The organism is Methylopila capsulata (genome assembly GCF_016907975.1).
GTDB classification, from domain to species: Bacteria; Pseudomonadota; Alphaproteobacteria; order Rhizobiales; family Methylopilaceae; genus Methylopila; species Methylopila capsulata.
Window position 1 is genome coordinate 847,138 of the sequence record NZ_JAFBCY010000003.1, and the last position, 15,805, is coordinate 862,942.

A 15,805-nucleotide genomic window follows, 5' to 3' on the forward strand; every position below is an offset into this window, starting at 1 on the left:
CGCTCAGCCTTCGGGCAGCGCCACGATCCCGGCCTTGCCGTCCTCGGTGCCGAAGGCGATGCGGGAGCCGATGCGGTCCCAGCCGAGCGCGGTGACCGGGCCGCCCTCGCCCGGCGCGCGGCCGAGGATCTCCGCGCCGTCGGACAGGCGCGCCAGCAGGATGCAGCCGTCCTCGTACCCGAGCGCCACGACCGGGGCCTTGGGGTGCGCCGCGACGCGGGAGACGCGCGCCGGGCGGATGCCGAGCTCCTTCGGGGCCTTGCCCATGGGCCCGTCCTTCGACTGGAACGGCCAGATGACGGCGGCGTCGGCGCCGGCGGAGGCGAGCCACTTGCCGTCCGACGTCCAGTCCACCGAGCGCACCTTGCCGGGGTAGCCGGTCATGCGCATGTGCGCCCCATCCGACAGGCGCCAGCCGTGCAGCGCGTTCTCCTGCATGGTCGTCACGACGAACTTGCCGTCGGGCGCGAAGCTTACGTCGATGTGGCTGCCCTTCCAGGTCAGCTCCTTCGGCGCGCCTTCGGTGCGCGGAAACCAGAGCGAGACGCCGTTGTAGCGCGAGACCGCGAGCTGGTAGCCCTTCGGCGCGAAGGCGAGGCCGCGGGCGGCGGAGGGCGACTCGAACGTGCGGACATCGCCCTTGCCGTCGCGCGCGAACACCTTTTTGCCGGCCGACCATGCGACCGCGCCGTCGGGGCCGATCGCGACCGCGTCGATCCAGCCCTTGGCCTCGCCCACCGGCTCCGGCGTGTCGCCGGCCGCGAACTTCAGCACTTTGCCGTCGTCGCCGCCGGTGACGAGCAGGTTCGGCGCGACCGCCGTCGACACCACGCCGCCGTCGTGCGCAGGCACGCGCAGCTCGCCGTCGTCGCCCACGAACAGCACGGCGCCGTCGCCGAGCGCGAAGGCCGCCGCGCCGCCCAGGAAGGTCGCGGCGACGACATAGGCCCCGGCCTCGACCGGCGTCAGCCGGTCGGTCAGCGAGGGATAGCCGGCGTCGGTGGGCATGGACATGAGGCGCGCGCGTCCGTTTCGGGCGAAGGGGGAAGACCGAGAGGCATACAGGCGCGCGGGGCGGCTTCGCAAGCCGGCGCGGCCCTGGGCGGTTGCCGGGCTTTGGGAAGGGGATGAGGCGCGGACCTCGCTGGAGTAAGACCGCGCGTCGCCGTGCGCGCGCTGTCCGCCTCTCGACCCGTCCGCGGATCATGCTAAAAGGCGCGGGTCCCTGGCCGGTCCGCCGCCGTAACACTGGAGTTTCGCCCGTGCCCGACGCTTCCGCCGGTTCGCTCGACGTCAAGCGCGTGGTCACGCTCGCGGGCGCCACGGTGCTGATCGCGACGCAGACCATCGCCGCCTCCGTCGCCGGCGGCTGGGCGATCGCCGGGTTCTTCGGCCTCGGCGAGATCGGCGCCTACGCGCTCGAAGCGGCCGGCCTCGCCGTCGGCGTCTGGATCGTCGTCAAGTTCGTCCGCGCCGCGCTGAAGCAGGAGCCGCTGCGCACGCAGGGCTGAGGGACGGGTTCCTCCCCTCTCATCGGATTCAGGACGAGGCGCGGGTATCCCTCCTCGAGCGGAGCTTGGGGAGGGTGGCCTCGGCCGACAGGCCGAGGTCGGGTGTGGTCTCGGGCGTAGCGCCGCGGCGCCCCGGGGCTTCATCCCCCACCCACCCGACCCGGCCGGGCTTCGCCCGTCCACCCTCCCCTCTGGCGAGGGAGGGATGCCCGCGTTTCTCCGTTACCGCCCGAAGACGTCAGCGCCGTCGGTTGACGCCGGCAGAGCTCTCTTGCATCGCAAAAACGTTACGATATAACATTCGCCGCAGAGCGCTCCCCGCGCCCGACCGAGTTCGTCATGACGTCCACCCACGCCCACGACCATCACGCCCACGCTCACGGCGCGCATGACCCTGGCTCTCATGGCCACGACCATGCCCCGCGGCCGCACGGCCATGGCCCCCGCGCGCAGGCGCCCGCGGCATCGCTGCTGCGGACCTCGGCGCTCGCCCGGCTCGGCGGCGTCTCCGCGACGCTGATCGTGCTGTGGGCCGGCGTCGCCTGGGCGCTGGCATGAGCGCGCTCCGGCTCGAGGACGTGACGCTCGGCTACGACCGTCACCCCGCCGTGCACCACCTCGACGGCGCCGTCGCGCCGGGCGCGCTGCTGGCGGTGGTCGGACCGAACGGCGCCGGCAAGTCCACCCTGCTCAAGGGCCTCGTCGGGGCGATCGAGCCGATCGGCGGGCGCATCGACCGCGGCGCGCTCGGCCCCCGCGACATCGCCTACCTGCCCCAGGCCGCCGAGCTCGACCGCAGCTTCCCGATCGACGTGTTCGACCTCGTCGCCACCGGCCTCTGGCGCCGCACCGGTCTGTTCGGCGGCGTCGGCCGCGCGGACCGGGAGCGGGTGGCGGAGGCGATCGCCGGCGTCGGCCTGACCGGGTTCGAGCGCCGCGCCATCGGCACGCTCTCCGGCGGCCAGTTGCAGCGCGCGCTGTTCGCGCGGCTGCTGCTGCAGGACGCCTCCGTCATCCTGCTCGACGAGCCCTTCGCCGCCATCGACGCCAAGACGGTCGAGGACCTGCTGGCGCTAGTCGCGCGCTGGCATTCCGAGCGCCGCACGGTGATCGCGGTGCTGCACGACATGGACATGGTCCGCCGCGCCTTCCCCGAGACGCTGCTGCTCGCCCGCCGCGCCGTGGCCTGGGGGCCGACCGCGGAGGCGCTAAAGCCGGAGCGCCTGCTCGAGGCCCGCGCCATGACCGAGGCGTTCGACGACGCCGCCCCGTTCTGCTCCGCGAACGCGGCCTGACGCGATGACCCTCTACGACGCCCTCGTCGGCCCCTTCGCCGAGTTCGCCTTCATGCGGCGGGCGCTGGTGGGGTCGCTCGCGCTGTCGCTCGGCGCGGCGCCGATCGGCGTGTTCCTGATGCTGAGGCGCATGAGCCTGACCGGCGACGCCATGGCCCACGCTATCCTGCCCGGCGCGGCGGTCGGCTTCCTCGTGGCCGGCCTGTCGCTGCCGGCGATGACGCTGGGCGGCCTCGTCGCGGGCGTCTCGGTCGCGCTGCTCACCGGCCTCGTCGCCCGCACCACCGTGCTGAAGGAGGACGCGGCGCTCGCCTCGTTCTACCTGCTGTCGCTCGCGCTCGGCGTCACGCTGGTCTCGCTCAAAGGGTCGAACGTCGACCTGCTGCACGTGCTGTTCGGCTCGGTGCTGGCGCTCGACGACCAGGCCATGCTGCTGCTGGCGGGCGTCGCCAGCGTCACGTTGGTCGCGCTCGCGCTGATCTACCGGCCGCTGGTGCTGGAATGCGTCGACCCCGGCTTCCTGCGCTCGGTGAGCCGCGCGGGCGGGCCGGTCCATTTCATCTTCCTCGGTCTCGTGGTGCTGAACCTCGTCGCCGGGTTCCAGGCGCTCGGCACGCTGCTTGCGGTCGGCGTCATGATGCTGCCGGCGGCCGCCGCGCGCTTCTGGTCGAACGCGCTGACGCCGATGTTCGCGGTCGCGATCCTGGTCGCGAGCCTCGCAAGCGTCGCCGGCCTCCTCGTCTCCTACCACTTCGACCTTCCGACCGGCCCCGCGATCATCCTCTCGGCCGGCGTCCTCTACCTCGTCTCCGTCGCCGTCGGCTGGTCCGGCGGCGTGCTCTGGCGGCTCGCGCCGCCGCGCCACCACAGGGCGGCCTGACCGCCCGAACGTCATCTTCCGGAGGTTTTCATGATGCGGATGCGCTCTCTCCTCGCCGCCGCGGTCACGGCCGCGTTCGTCGTCACGCCGGCCGCGGCCGAGCCCGTCAAGGCGCTTGCGACCTTCTCGATCATCGGCGACCTCGTCCGCCAGGTCGGCGGCGACCGCGTGACGGTCGAGACGCTCGTCGGCCCCGACGGCGACGCCCATGTGTTCTCGCCGGCCCCGGCCGACGCCAAGAAGGCGGCGGACGCCGCCGTGATCTTCGAGAACGGACTCGGCCTCGAGGGCTGGATCGACCGGCTCGCGAAATCCTCAGGCGCCAAGGGAACGGTGGTGATCGCCTCCAAGGGCGTCACGGCCCAGACGATGGAGGACGAGGACGACGGCCATGCCAAAGGCCACGACCATGGGCACGGCCACGAGGTCACCGACCCGCACGCCTGGCAGTCGGTCCCGAACGCCAAGCTCTACGTGGCGAACATCCGCGACGCGCTGATCGCGGCCGATCCCGAGGGCAAGACGGCCTACGAGGCGAACGCGACCGCCTATCTCGCGACCCTCGACGCGCTCGACGCCGAGATCCGCGCGGGCCTCGCCAAGATTCCGGCGGAGCGCCGCAAGATCATCACCTCGCACGACGCCTTCGGCTATTACGCCAAGGCCTACGGCGTGGAGATCATCTCGCCGCAGGGCGTCTCGACCGAAGCGGAGGCCTCCGCCAAGGACGTCGCGAAGATCATCCGCCAGATCAAGGCGGAGAAGATCCCGGCGGTGTTCGTCGAGAACATCACCGACAAGCGGCTGGTGGAGCGCATCGCCAAGGAGACCGGGGCTGCGGTGGGCGGAACGCTCTACTCCGACGCGCTGTCGGGCCCGGACGGTCCGGCGGGAACTTACGTCGACATGATGCGCTCGAACCTCCGCGAGCTGACGGCCGCGCTGTCGAGCTGAGGCTGCCGGGCGGGTCTCTTCGTCATCCCCCGGCTGGTCCGGGGGATCCAGCCTCGTGACGGACCGCGGCGGCCAGCGGATGACTGGATGCCCCGGACGAGCCGGGGCATGACGCGGCGTATGCGCAACGTCACCCCGGAAATCATGCCGGCATAGGCCGCCGGCGAGGCCGCCTCACAGCGTCTTCGCCAGCGCCTCGAGTTGGTCCGCCACCTGCCCCCAGCCCTGATGGAACCCCATCGCCTCGTGGGCGGCCTTGTCCTCGGCCGTCCAGTGGCGCGCGATCGCGGTGTAGCGCGTCTTGCCCCCTTCGTCCGCGAAGGTGAGAATCCCGACGAAAAACGGCTTCTCCGAAGGCTTCCACGCCTCGGTGAAGGCGTCGGTGAAGACGATCTTTTCGTTCGGGACCGCGTCGAGATAGACGCCCGACATCGGCATGTCCTCGCCTTCGGGCGAGCGCATGGTGATGCGGTTCGACCCGCCGGGGCGGACGTCGAGCTCGGCGTGCGGGGTGGTGTAGGGCAGCGGCGCGAAGAAACGCTTCAGCAGCTCCGGCTCGGTCCAGCAGTGGTAGAGCGCCGCGCGCGGCGCGTCGAGCAGGCGGGTCAGCACGAGGTCGCGGTTCGGATCGGTGTCGTCGGTCATGGCGTCTGCTCCCGGTGACGGATCGGTTCGCTTTCGAGGACGGACGGGACGCCGCCGTCCCGACAGGGCCATTCCGCAAATTGTCCAGCCGGACGTTCAACCCGAAAACCTTAACCCCTCCCGGCCATCCTCACGCCCATGACGTCGCCCGCCGCCCAGACCCTCGACGACCTGCTGCTTCCCGCGGCCCCGGACCTGCGCCAGGCCGTCGCGGAGTGGCTGCGGCATCTCGCGACCGAGCGGCGGCTGTCGCCGAACACTGTCGAGGCCTACGGCCGCGACGTCCGCATCTTTCTCACCTTCCTGCAGGGCCATCTCGGCGCGCCGGCTTCGCTGGACGACCTCACCGCGCTGAAGCCCCGCGACCTGCGCGCCTTTCTCGCCGCCCGGCGGGCGGAGGGGCTGGTCAGCCGCTCGCTGATGCGGGCGCTGGCCTCGAGCCGCTCGCTCGCGCGCTTTCTCGCCCGCAGCGGCCGTGGCGAGGCGTCGGCCTTCGCGGCGGTGCGGTCTCCCAAGATCCCGCGCAGCCTTCCGAAGCCGGTCTCGCCGGCGGCGGCGCGCGCGCTGGCCGACGCCGACACCCGCGCGGGCGAGGAACGCGAGGGTTGGGTGCTCGCCCGCGACGCGGCGGTGATCGCGTTGCTCTACGGCTGCGGGCTGCGCATCTCGGAGGCGCTGTCGCTCACACGGGCGCAGGCGCCGGTCGAGGGCGTCGACCGTATCGAGGTCACCGGCAAGGGCGGCAAGACTCGCCAGCTGCCCGTCATTCCCGCGGTTCAGGCCTCCATCGCGGCCTATCTCGCAGACTGCCCCTGGACGCTCGCGCCCTCCGGGCCGCTGTTCGTGGGCGCCAAGGGCGGCCCGCTGAACCCGCGCATCGTGCAGGCGGCCGTGGCGCGCATGCGAGGGGGCCTTGGCCTGCCCGACAGCGCGACGCCGCATGCGCTGCGCCACTCCTTCGCGACCCATCTGCTGGCGCGCGGCGGCGACCTGCGGACCATTCAGGAATTGCTCGGCCACGCCAGCCTCTCGACCACGCAGATCTACACCGAGGTCGACGCCGCCCGGCTCGTCGCCGTGCACCAGCAGTTCCACCCCCGGGCCCGCGCGCGGGCCTGATACGCCGCGGTCGCGCCCCGTGACGCCAGCGCCCGGCGTCGCTATATCAGGCGCGACCCATCCATCCCGAAGCGGCCCCTCTCTGGCCGCGCCTGCCTCCGGAGGCTCCATGTCGCTCGCGGCCGCATCCGACAAGACGCCCGTCACCGTGCTCACCGGCTATCTCGGCGCCGGCAAGACCACGCTGCTCAACCGCATCCTCTCCGAGCCGCACGGCAAGAAATACGCCGTCATCGTCAACGAGTTCGGCGAGATCGGCATCGACAACGACCTCGTGGTCGGCGCCGACGAGGAGGTGTTCGAGATGAACAACGGGTGCATCTGCTGCACCGTGCGCGGCGACCTGATCCGCATCCTCGAAGGCCTGATGAAGCGCAAGGGCAAGTTCGACGCGATCATCGTCGAGACCACCGGCCTCGCCGACCCCGCGCCGGTGGCGCAGACCTTCTTCATCGACGAGGAGGTGGGCCGCAAGGCCCGGCTCGACGCCGTCGTCACCGTGGCGGACGCCAAGTGGCTGACGGACCGGCTGAAGGACGCGCCGGAGGCCAAGAACCAGATCGCCTTCGCCGACGTGATCCTGCTCAACAAGACCGACCTCGTCTCGAAGGACCAGTTGGAGGAGGTCGAGGCCCGCATCCGCGGCATCAACCCCTACGCCCGCGTCATCCGCACCCAGAAGTGCGACGTCCCGCTCGACGCCGTGCTCGACAAGGGCGCCTTCGACCTCGACCGCATCCTCAGCATCGAGCCGGCGTTCCTCGAGGCCGACGACCACGACCACAGCCATCCTGACCACGCCCATGGCCACGCGCACGATCATCACGAGCATGGGCCGGACTGCGGTTGCGGCCACGACCACGGGCATGACCACGGCCACGAAGACCATGGCCACGCGCACAAGGACCATGGCCACGGCGAGCATTCGCACGGCGGCCTGAAGCACTACCACGACGAGACCATGCAGTCGGTCGCGCTGGAGATTCCCGGCGAGGTCGATCCCAACAAGTTCATGCCGTGGGTCAACGCGCTGGCGCAGTCGGACGGGCAGAACTTCCTGCGCTGGAAGGGCATCCTCGCGTTCAAGGGCGAGGAGCGCCGCTTCGTGTTCCAGGGCGTGCACATGATCCTCGACGGCGACCTGCAGCGCGCGTGGAAGGCCGACGAGACCCGCCGTTCGAAGCTGGTGTTCATCGGCAAGGAGCTCGACGCGGCGAAGCTGCGCGAAGGCTTCGAGGCCTGCGCGGCCTGAGCATCGGGTTCGCTCTCCAGCGTCATGCCCCGGTTGAAAGGGCATGACGCTGCTTGGACCGGGCGCGCGCGTCCCAACCTCCCCACAAAGTCAGCCAAGCCCATGTCCGACATCGTCGTCTCCACGCGGGGGGCCGTGGCCGCTCCCTGCCGCGAGGCCGCGGAGACCGGCCGGCTGATCCTCGGCGAAGGCGGAGACGCCTTCGAGGCCGCCGTCGCGATGGCGGCGACGCTCGCCGTCGTCGCGCCGCACCTGAGCTCGCTCGCGGCCGACGCCGTCTGGACCTTTCGCGAGCCGCACGGCGCGATCGGCGTGATCGAGGCCCGCGGCCTCGCCGGACGGCGCGCGACCCCCGCCTTCTTCCATACGCGCGGCCACGGCGCCGTCCCGGCCCGCGGGCCGCTCTCCGCCTTCGTCGCGCCGGGATCGGTCGAAGGCTGGCGCGCGGCGCTGGAGCTCTCCGTCGGGCGTCTGCCCCGCCACGTGCTGTTCGCCGACGCGCTGCGTCACGCCCGCGAGGGGTTCGCCGTCTCGGGCGACCTCGCGCGGGCGCTGGCCTTAGGCCTTCCGAGGCTCCCCGAGGACGAGGGCTTCCAGGCGGCGTTCCTCATCGACAAGGCCGCGCCCGCCGGAGGCGCCACGCTGCGGCCGCCACGGCTGGCCGACGCGCTGGAGCATCTCGCGCGCGCGGGCTTTCGCGACCTCTACGACGGCGACCTCTCCCGCGAGCTTTCGGCGGACCTCGAGCGCCTCGGCGTCCCGCTCGCCCGCGAGGACCTGAAGCGCGTCGACGCCCGGCCGCGGGCGGCGCTCGTGGCGCGGATCAAGCGCGGCGCGGCGTTCGACGCCGAGCTTTCGACGCCCGCCCTGATCGCGCTGCTGGAGCGGCTCACGCTCCGGCGCGACGACGACGCCGCCTTCGTCCATGCCGCGGCGGAGGCCGCAAAGCGCGTCGAGGCGCTGCGCCGCGAGGCCGAGGCCGACGACCGCCCACGCGAGGCCGCCTCCGCCCGCCTGGAGCCGGATGCGCTCGACGCGGCGGCCGGCGCGCTCGACCGCACCCGCGCGACGCCGCTCACGCTCCCGGCCCTTACCCTCGGCGGAGCGGGCTGGATCGGCGTCGTCGACGCCGAAGGCCGCGCCGCCAGCGTCACGCACAGTCTGCTGTCGCCCTTCGGCGCCGGCGTTGTCTCGGCGTCGACCGGCGTGCTGCTCGCAAACCGCGGCGCGGCCTTCGCGCTTGAGGGCGACGAGCCGCTCGGTCCCGGCGCCGCGGCCTGCGATCCGCTCTCGGCCCCGCTGATGGCCATGCTCGACGGGCGCGTCGCGGTGTTCGGGGCCGGCGACCGGCCGCCGCTGGCCGCCACGGCGCTGGCGGTCCGCCGGCTCGGCTTCGAGCGGGAGCTCGGGGGCGCCCTCGCGGCCCCGCGGATCGCGCTTTGCCGCGGGCCGGACGGCGACGCCCTGCTCGCGCTCGAGGAGGGATTCGACGGCGAAGTCGCGGACCGGCTGGACCGGATGGGACATCGCGTCGCTGTGGAGAGCGCAGGCTTCGCGGCGCCCGCGGCGCTCATTCGCGAGGCCTCGGGCCGCATCGAGGCCGGGGCCGACCCCCGCGGCGAAGGGGTGGCGCTCGGGGTCTGACGCCGAAGGCGCAGGTTCCCATCGCGCCCCGGCGGGCCTATCTAGGCGCAACCTTCGGCCGCCGGCCGAGCTTTCGAGACGCCCAAAGCCGCCCGATGGAAACCGTCCTCACCAACGCCCGCCTCGTGCTCGACGACGCGATCGTCACCGGCACGCTGGCGCACCGGGACGGCGTCATCCGCGACGTCTCCGAGGGCCGCTCGTCCGCCCCCGGCGCGATCGACCTCGAGGGCGACCTGCTGGCCCCCGGCCTGATCGAGATCCACACCGACAACCTCGAGAAGCACTTCGTGCCGCGGCCCGGCGTGGTGTGGCCGAACCCGCTCGCGGCGGCGCTGGTCCACGACGCGCAGATGGCCGCCTCCGGCGTCACCACCGTCTACGACGCGCTCTGCGCCGGCGGCTACGACGCCAAGAACGACTACCGCCGCGCGATCTTCCCCGACATGGTCGCGGCGATCGAAGAAGGGGTCAGTTCGGGCGCGTTCCGCATCGAGCACCGCATCCACCTGCGCTGCGAGCTGACCGACCCGGCGCTGATCGGCGACCTCGACGGCCATCTCGATTCGCCCCTCGTGCGGCTCGGCTCGCTGATGGACCACACGCCCGGCCAGCGGCAATGGCGGGACATCGCGACGCTGAAGCGCTTCATGACGAGCAACGGCCTGTCCGAAACCGACGCCGACGTAATGCTCGCCCGGCGCATGGCGGCCGGCGCCGAGAACGCCGCCCGCAACCGGCCGCAGGTGGTGGCGCTGTTCAAGGCCCGCGGCGCGCCGCTCGCGAGCCACGACGACACCACCGAAGCGCATGTCGCCCAGGCCGCGGCGGACGGCTGCGCGATCTCGGAGTTCCCGACCACGCTCGCCGCGGCGCAGGCGGCGAAGGCCGCGGGTCTCGCCACGGTCGCCGGCGCGCCGAACGTGGTGCGCGGCGGCTCGCATTCCGGCGGGGTTTCGGCCAGGGAGTTGGCCGAACACGGCCTGCTCGACGCCCTGTCCTCGGACTACGTGCCGTCCAGCCTGCTGCAGGCGGTGGAAAGCCTCGCGGCCGACGACGGCCCGATCACGCTCGCGCAGGCCTTCGGCTTCGTGACCTCCCGTCCCGCCGCCATGCTCGGTCTCGCCGACCGCGGGCGGCTCGCTCCCGGCCTCAGGGCCGACCTCGTCCGCCTGCGCTTCGCAGGACGGACGCCGGTCGTCCGTTCGGTCGTCGTCGCAGGAGAGAGGGTGACATGAGCGACCCCCGCTACGCGATCTACTACGCGCCGCCACCGGAAAGCGCGTTGTGGACCTTCGGCTGCCGCGTGCTCGGCTACGACGCCGCGACCGCGGCGCCCGTGCCGGCGCTCGGGCCTCTGGACGTGAAGCCCAAGCGATGGGCGGAGATGACGGCGTCCCCGCGGCGCTACGGCTTCCACGGCACGCTCAAGGCGCCGTTCCGGCTGTCGGGGTCGGCGACGGAGGACGATCTGGTGGCCGCCGGCCGCGCCTTCGCCCGGACGCAGGCGCCGTTCCCGCTGCCGCCGCTGAAGGTGGCCGCGCTCGGATCGTTCGTCGCGCTCGTCCCGGACGGCGAGGCGCCCGAGCTCGCGCGCCTGTCGGACGGCTGCGTCGAAGCCTTCGACCGGTTCCGCGCCGCCGCCAACCCCGCCGAGCGCGCGCGGCGGCAGGAGGCGCCCCTGACCGAGCGCCAGACCGTGGCTCTCGAGCGCTGGGGCTACCCCTATGTGTTCGAGGATTTCCGGTTCCACATGACGCTGACCGGCGCGCTGGCCGAGGACGACGTCGCGCCGACGGTTGAGGCGCTCGCCCGGCTCTACGCGGACCACGTCGGCGCCGCGGCGACCGAGGTCAACGCGGTCACCCTGTTCGTCGAGGACAACCCCGCCGAGGGCTTCCGGATCGTAGACCGCTTCGTGTTCCAGGGGTGAGCGCCCCCCTCGCCGGCGCACGCTCTCCAAACAGTGGGTTGCAGCCGCCGCGTTTCGGCCGCACTCCGGGGCGATGACGCGCATGCGCCGCACGTGATCCCCCAGGAGCGAACCGACCGCCGATGACGACGCTTCGCCTCGCCCTGTGCGGTCTCCTCGCCGCGATCTCCGCCGTCGTCCCCCTCGCCGCCGAAGCGCACCCGCACGTGTGGGTGACGGCCCGCAGCGAGATCGTCTTCGGCGCGGACGGGCGGATGGCCTCCGTGCGCCACGCCTGGACCTTCGACGAGATGTTCTCCTCGTTCGCGACGCAGGGGCTCGACACGGACGGCGACGGCAAGCTGACCCGCGAGGAGCTGCAACCGCTCGCCGAGGTGAACGTCACCTCGCTCAAGGAGTTCGGCTTCTTCACCTTCAGCCGCGACGGCGACAAGAAGGTCGGCTTCGCCGATCCCGTCGACTACTGGCTGGAGCAGACGCCGAAGGGCCTGCTGATCCTGCACTTCACCCTCCCGGTGAAGGACAACGCGCCGCCGAAGGGCGCGCCGCTCAAGGTCGAGGTCTACGACCCCACCTATTTCGTCGCCTTCGAGTTCGCCAAGGACCATCCGGCGAAGCTCGTGGAGGCGCCGGCAGGCTGCGCGCTCGACGTCGCCCGGCCGAAGGAGCCGGACTCAGCGACATCGAAGAAGCTGTCCGAGAGCTTCTTCACCGGGCTTTCGCCGGGCGCGAATTTCGGCGCGCAGTTCTCCAACACCATCTCGGTCTCCTGCGCGCCGTGAGGCGGGTCGTCCTCGTCGCCAGCGCGGCGCTGGCGCTGGTCGCGCTGGCGGGCGCGGCGGATGCGCTCGCGCAGGCGGCGGGCCCCTTCGGCGTCGGCCGGCCGGACGGTCCCGGCGGCGCGCCCGCGGCGGGCGGCCTGCTGGGCTGGATCGCCGCACAGCAGTCGAGCTTCTACCGGTCGCTGTCGGCCGCGATCCGCGCCGCCAAGACGGATAACGCCGCGCTGTTTTCGCTCGCCGGCCTGTCCTTCGCCTACGGCGTGTTCCACGCCGCGGGGCCTGGCCACGGCAAGGCGGTGATCTCCTCCTACCTGATCGCGACGGGCGAAGGCTTCCGCCGGGGCGTCGCGCTCTCGACGCTCGCGGCGCTGGCGCAAGCCGTGACCGCGATCGCGGCCGTGGGCCTGATCGCGGTGGTCCTCGGCGCCACAAGCATGGCGATGGGCGTCGCGACCTGGTGGCTGGAAGCGGCGAGCTACGCCGTGATCCTAACGCTCGGCCTCGTTCTGGTCTGGCGCAAGGGGCGCGGCTTCCTCCGCACGCTCAGGGGCCAGGCCGCCCATGTCCACGGCCCGGACTGCGCCCACGAGCACGGCGTCGATCCAAAACTCGTCGAGGGCCGGGTGGACTGGCGCCGCGCCGGCGCGGCGGTGCTCGCGATCGGTCTCCGCCCCTGCACGGGCGCGCTGGTGGTGCTGGTGTTCGCGCTGGCGCAGGGGATTCTCTGGGCGGGCGTCGCCGCGACCTTCGCCATGGCCGCGGGAACCGCCGTCACCGTCGCCGCGATCGCCGCTCTCGCGGTGGGGGCGAAGGGCCTCGCGCTCCGCCTCGCCGCCGCCCGACCCGGCGCCGGGTCTGTGGCGCTCGCCGGTCTCGAGACCCTGGCCGCGCTGGTGGTGCTGGCCTTCGGGGCGATCATGCTCGCAGGCCTGTTGCTCACCGGGGTCGGCGCGCCCGGCTGAGCCGTTCAGGCCGGAACGCCGGTCCTCTCGGCCGCACGGGCGGCCGGAACGCCGACCTCCTCCGCGAAGAACCGCCGCCCCATCGTGGTGACGTCGAGCGTGCGCTCGTCCTTCCGGCGGGCGAGAACGCCGCCGTCGACCAGCGCCGCGAGCAGCGCGGCGCCGAGCGCCCCTGCGAGGTGGTCGCGCCGCTCGCTCCAGTCGAGGCAGCAGCGGGCGAAGGCGCGCGGGGAGCAGCGCGCGCGGGCGACGTCGACCCCTCGCGCGCGAAACCAGCGCTCGCCGGCGAGCGTCGGCTCGAAGCCGTCGTGGCCGCGCCGCAGCAGGTCGCGCGCGACCAGCGCCGCGACGAGCTCCACCGCAAGCCGTCCGGCGAGATGGTCGTAGCAGGTCCGCGCCTCGCGGAAGGCGGCCTCGGCTGCTGTGCGGGGCCGAACGGCGGGCCGGGCGACGCCGGCGAAGGTCATCAGCCGCTCGATCAGTTCCGCGACCTCGGTGCCGGCCAGACGCACGTAACGATGCCGCCCCTGCGTCGCGACCGACACAAGGCCCGCCGCGGTCATCTTGGCGACGTGCCCGCTCGCGGTCGGGGCCGAGACCCCGGCGAGGCTCGCAAGCTCCTTCGCGGTGCGGGCGCGCCCGTCCATCAGCACGCCCAGCATGCGGGCGCGGGTCGGGTCGCCGATCAGGGCGGCGGCTTCGGCGATGAGAGGGTCTGCGGGCGCGGTCATGGGGGAAGGTTACGCCTGCGGAAGCGGGCTCGCGAGCGCGAAGGCTTCGGCCTTCGTCGAAGCGTTTTGGCTTGCGGAGCGCCGGGCGCCGCGGGCAGGTTCGGACCTTGCCCGCGTGAGGAGCCGCCCATGATCGCCGTCATCTTCGAGGTCACGCCCGCCGAAGGCCGCACGGACGACTACTTCGCCATGGCGGGCGCCCTGAAGGCCGACGTCGAGACCATCGACGGCTTCATCTCGGTCGAGCGCTTCGCGAGCGTGACGACGCCGGGCAAGTACCTGTCGCTGTCGATCTGGCGCGACGAGGAGGCGGTCGCCGCCTGGCGGGCGCTCACGCGCCACCGCGCGGCGCAGGTCGCCGGCCGCGAGGAGGTGTTCGCGGGCTATCGCCTCAGGGTCGCGTCGGTGATCCGCGACTACGGGATGGACGAGCGCGCGGAAGCGCCCACGGACTCGCTCGCGCTGCACGGCTGACGCCGCGGCTTCAGTCTCCGAAGGGCAGCCCCTCGAACACGTCGCGGGCGTCGAGCCGGCACCCGATCTCGGGCAGGTCCAGCGTCGCGTCCAGCGTCTCGTAATGGTGCGGCGTCCAACCGGAGGCGTCGCGCACGTGCAGCGTCATCTGCGGCTTCTCGGTGTCGACCAGCAGGATGTAGCGCAGCGACGGCACGGACTTGTACTCGTCGAGCTTGCGCACCCGGTCGAAGTTCATGGTGCTGGGCGACAGCACCTCGACGACGAGCCGGGGCTCGGCCGAAGTTGTGTCCTTGAGGCGGGGCTCGCCGCACTCCACCGTCACGTCGGGACGCCAGATGTTGCCGGCGGAAATCTTTAGCGCCAGGTCATCAGTCGTCGGTTGGCAGGGCTTGCGGCGCAGTTGATTGGCGAACTCTCGCAGGATGTTCACGACCACGCGATGGTGGCCCCGCGTCGCGCCGGTCATCGCCTTGAGCGGCAGGACGGGCAGGCCGTCGACCAGCTCGTAGTTCCGATCCTGCGATTGCTGCCACTCCAGGAACTCGTCCTGGGTCATGCGGGTGAGCTTCAGTTCCGCCATCGACGACGCCTCCGCGCGGCCATCGAGAACAGCATAGCACGACCTTTTTCGCCGTTTCGTCCTCCGCCCCTTCGACCCCGTCGAGAGGCGCGTTTGCCGCGCGACGCGCATTGGCTATCTAGCGCGGGATGACGACCTCCCGCCCGGAGCGGCGCTTGCCCGAACCCACAGACGCCGCCGCAGCCGCCGCGGCCGCCGACCCCTCGCCCGATGGGCCGCCTCCCGCCGGACGGGGCGGCTTCGCGCGGTTCCGCCGCTCGCTGCACGCGCTCTATCACGGCGACAGCCGCGCCGCGCTGCGGTTCCAGGGCGTCGTGATCCTGATCGACCTCGCGATCATCGCCTTTTTCCTGGCGACGCCGGCGCTCAGCGACCAGCAGATCTACCTCTGGCTCGACGTCCTGATCGCGATCGTCGTGGGCCTCGACCTCGCGGCCCGCGCGCTCGCCGCGGCGGACCTGAAGCGCTGGATGCGCCGGCCGGACGTCTGGATCGACGTCTTCATCTTCGCCACGCTGCTCGCGCCCGCCTGGTTCGCGAACCTCGGCTACCTCAGGGCGCTGCGAATCTGGACGCTCTCGCGCAGCCCGACGATCTGGCGGGGCCTGCGCCGCCACGGCTTGGCCCATTGGGAGGACGCCACCCGCGCGGTGGTCAACCTCGCCACCTTCCTGATGGTGGTGACCGGCTTCGTCTACACCGGCTTCGCCGGCCGCGCCGAAGGCATCACGTCCTACGTCGACGCGCTCTATTTCACGGTGGCGACGGTCACCACCACGGGCTTCGGCGACATCACCCTGCCCGGAAGCTGGGGGCGACTGACCTCGGTCGTCGTCATGATCGTGGGCATCTCGCTGTTCGTGCGGCTGGCGCAGGCGATCTTCCGGCCGCGGAAGGTCTCGTTCTCCTGTCCGCAATGCGCGTTGACCCGGCATGAGCCCGACGCGGTGCACTGCAAGGCCTGCGGCCATCCGCTGAAGATTCCAGACGGCGACGACGACTGAGCGCGATCCGTCGGGCCCTTCGCACCGTAACGGCCC

The 15,805-nt window shown here is 72.4% G+C and carries 18 protein-coding genes; 14 read left to right on the forward strand and 4 right to left on the reverse strand.

Annotated features, from left to right (window positions below):
• Positions 1-3 precede the first annotated feature (3 nt).
• The gene (locus JOD31_RS15195; protein WP_204951263.1) at positions 4-1,014 is read right to left on the reverse strand and encodes a WD40 repeat domain-containing protein; all 1,011 of its coding nucleotides are present in this window, start codon (positions 1,012-1,014) and stop codon (positions 4-6) included.
• A gap of 248 nt (positions 1,015-1,262) precedes the next feature.
• Here JOD31_RS15195 and JOD31_RS15200 point away from each other — a divergent pair, with 248 nt between their 5' ends.
• The 5 genes from JOD31_RS15200 (at position 1,263) to JOD31_RS15220 (ending at position 4,640) form a co-directional block, all read left to right on the forward strand.
• Complete coding sequence (locus tag JOD31_RS15200; RefSeq protein WP_204951264.1) at positions 1,263-1,511, forward strand: hypothetical protein; 249 nt, start codon at positions 1,263-1,265, stop codon at positions 1,509-1,511.
• 339 nt (positions 1,512-1,850) lie between these two features.
• Positions 1,851-2,069 (forward strand): hypothetical protein, encoded by a 219-nt coding sequence (locus JOD31_RS15205; protein WP_204951265.1) that lies wholly within the window; start codon positions 1,851-1,853, stop codon positions 2,067-2,069.
• Complete coding sequence (locus JOD31_RS15210) at positions 2,066-2,806, forward strand: metal ABC transporter ATP-binding protein (protein ID WP_204951266.1); 741 nt, start codon at positions 2,066-2,068, stop codon at positions 2,804-2,806. The genes JOD31_RS15205 and JOD31_RS15210 overlap by 4 nt, the downstream gene beginning before the upstream one ends.
• A 4-nt stretch (positions 2,807-2,810) precedes the next feature.
• Positions 2,811-3,686, forward strand: a complete 876-nt coding sequence (locus tag JOD31_RS15215) for a metal ABC transporter permease (protein ID WP_204951267.1) — start codon at positions 2,811-2,813, stop codon at positions 3,684-3,686.
• A gap of 30 nt (positions 3,687-3,716) precedes the next feature.
• Positions 3,717-4,640, forward strand: a complete 924-nt coding sequence (locus JOD31_RS15220; RefSeq protein WP_204951268.1) for a metal ABC transporter solute-binding protein, Zn/Mn family — start codon at positions 3,717-3,719, stop codon at positions 4,638-4,640.
• A 174-nt stretch (positions 4,641-4,814) separates the two neighbouring features.
• Here the strand turns inward: JOD31_RS15220 and JOD31_RS15225 are convergent, their stop codons facing one another.
• Complete coding sequence (locus JOD31_RS15225; RefSeq protein WP_204951269.1) at positions 4,815-5,285, reverse strand: SRPBCC family protein; 471 nt, start codon at positions 5,283-5,285, stop codon at positions 4,815-4,817.
• Positions 5,286-5,423: 138 nt separating this feature from the next.
• Between JOD31_RS15225 and JOD31_RS15230 the strand changes: the two genes are divergently transcribed.
• The 7 genes from JOD31_RS15230 (at position 5,424) to JOD31_RS15260 (ending at position 12,977) form a co-directional block, all read left to right on the forward strand.
• Entirely contained in the window at positions 5,424-6,404 is a 981-nt protein-coding gene (locus JOD31_RS15230; protein ID WP_204951270.1) for a tyrosine recombinase XerC, read from the forward strand.
• A 109-nt stretch (positions 6,405-6,513) separates the two neighbouring features.
• Positions 6,514-7,656: a CobW family GTP-binding protein gene (locus tag JOD31_RS15235; protein ID WP_204951271.1), complete on the forward strand. Its 1,143-nt coding sequence runs from the start codon at positions 6,514-6,516 to the stop codon at positions 7,654-7,656.
• Between the two features lie 102 nt (positions 7,657-7,758).
• Positions 7,759-9,300 carry a gamma-glutamyltransferase gene (locus JOD31_RS15240; protein ID WP_204951272.1) on the forward strand — a complete coding sequence of 514 codons (1,542 nt, stop codon included), beginning with the start codon at positions 7,759-7,761 and terminating at the stop codon, positions 9,298-9,300.
• A gap of 95 nt (positions 9,301-9,395) precedes the next feature.
• Positions 9,396-10,538 carry an alpha-D-ribose 1-methylphosphonate 5-triphosphate diphosphatase gene (locus tag JOD31_RS15245; RefSeq protein ID WP_204951273.1) on the forward strand — a complete coding sequence of 381 codons (1,143 nt, stop codon included), beginning with the start codon at positions 9,396-9,398 and terminating at the stop codon, positions 10,536-10,538.
• Complete coding sequence (locus JOD31_RS15250) at positions 10,535-11,233, forward strand: DUF1045 domain-containing protein (protein WP_204951274.1); 699 nt, start codon at positions 10,535-10,537, stop codon at positions 11,231-11,233. Before JOD31_RS15245 ends, JOD31_RS15250 begins: the two co-directional genes overlap by 4 nt.
• Positions 11,234-11,355: 122 nt before the next feature.
• On the forward strand, positions 11,356-12,015 hold the full coding sequence (locus tag JOD31_RS15255) for a DUF1007 family protein (RefSeq protein ID WP_204951275.1): 660 nt from the start codon (positions 11,356-11,358) through the stop codon (positions 12,013-12,015).
• Entirely contained in the window at positions 12,012-12,977 is a 966-nt protein-coding gene (locus tag JOD31_RS15260; protein ID WP_204951276.1) for a nickel/cobalt transporter, read from the forward strand. Before JOD31_RS15255 ends, JOD31_RS15260 begins: the two co-directional genes overlap by 4 nt.
• Before the next feature lie 5 nt (positions 12,978-12,982).
• On the opposite strand, the gene JOD31_RS15265 is transcribed toward JOD31_RS15260, so the two are convergent.
• Positions 12,983-13,708: an ArsR/SmtB family transcription factor gene (locus JOD31_RS15265; RefSeq protein ID WP_204951277.1), complete on the reverse strand. Its 726-nt coding sequence runs from the start codon at positions 13,706-13,708 to the stop codon at positions 12,983-12,985.
• 129 nt (positions 13,709-13,837) lie between these two features.
• On the opposite strand from JOD31_RS15265, the gene JOD31_RS15270 reads away from it, so the two are divergent.
• Positions 13,838-14,182 (forward strand): antibiotic biosynthesis monooxygenase family protein, encoded by a 345-nt coding sequence (locus tag JOD31_RS15270; protein ID WP_204951278.1) that lies wholly within the window; start codon positions 13,838-13,840, stop codon positions 14,180-14,182.
• 10 nt (positions 14,183-14,192) lie between these two features.
• Here the strand turns inward: JOD31_RS15270 and JOD31_RS15275 are convergent, their stop codons facing one another.
• Positions 14,193-14,765: a Uma2 family endonuclease gene (locus tag JOD31_RS15275; protein WP_204951279.1), complete on the reverse strand. Its 573-nt coding sequence runs from the start codon at positions 14,763-14,765 to the stop codon at positions 14,193-14,195.
• Between the two features lie 155 nt (positions 14,766-14,920).
• On the opposite strand from JOD31_RS15275, the gene JOD31_RS15280 reads away from it, so the two are divergent.
• Positions 14,921-15,769 (forward strand): potassium channel family protein, encoded by an 849-nt coding sequence (locus JOD31_RS15280; protein WP_246482514.1) that lies wholly within the window; start codon positions 14,921-14,923, stop codon positions 15,767-15,769.
• The last annotated feature ends 36 nt before the right edge of the window (positions 15,770-15,805 follow it).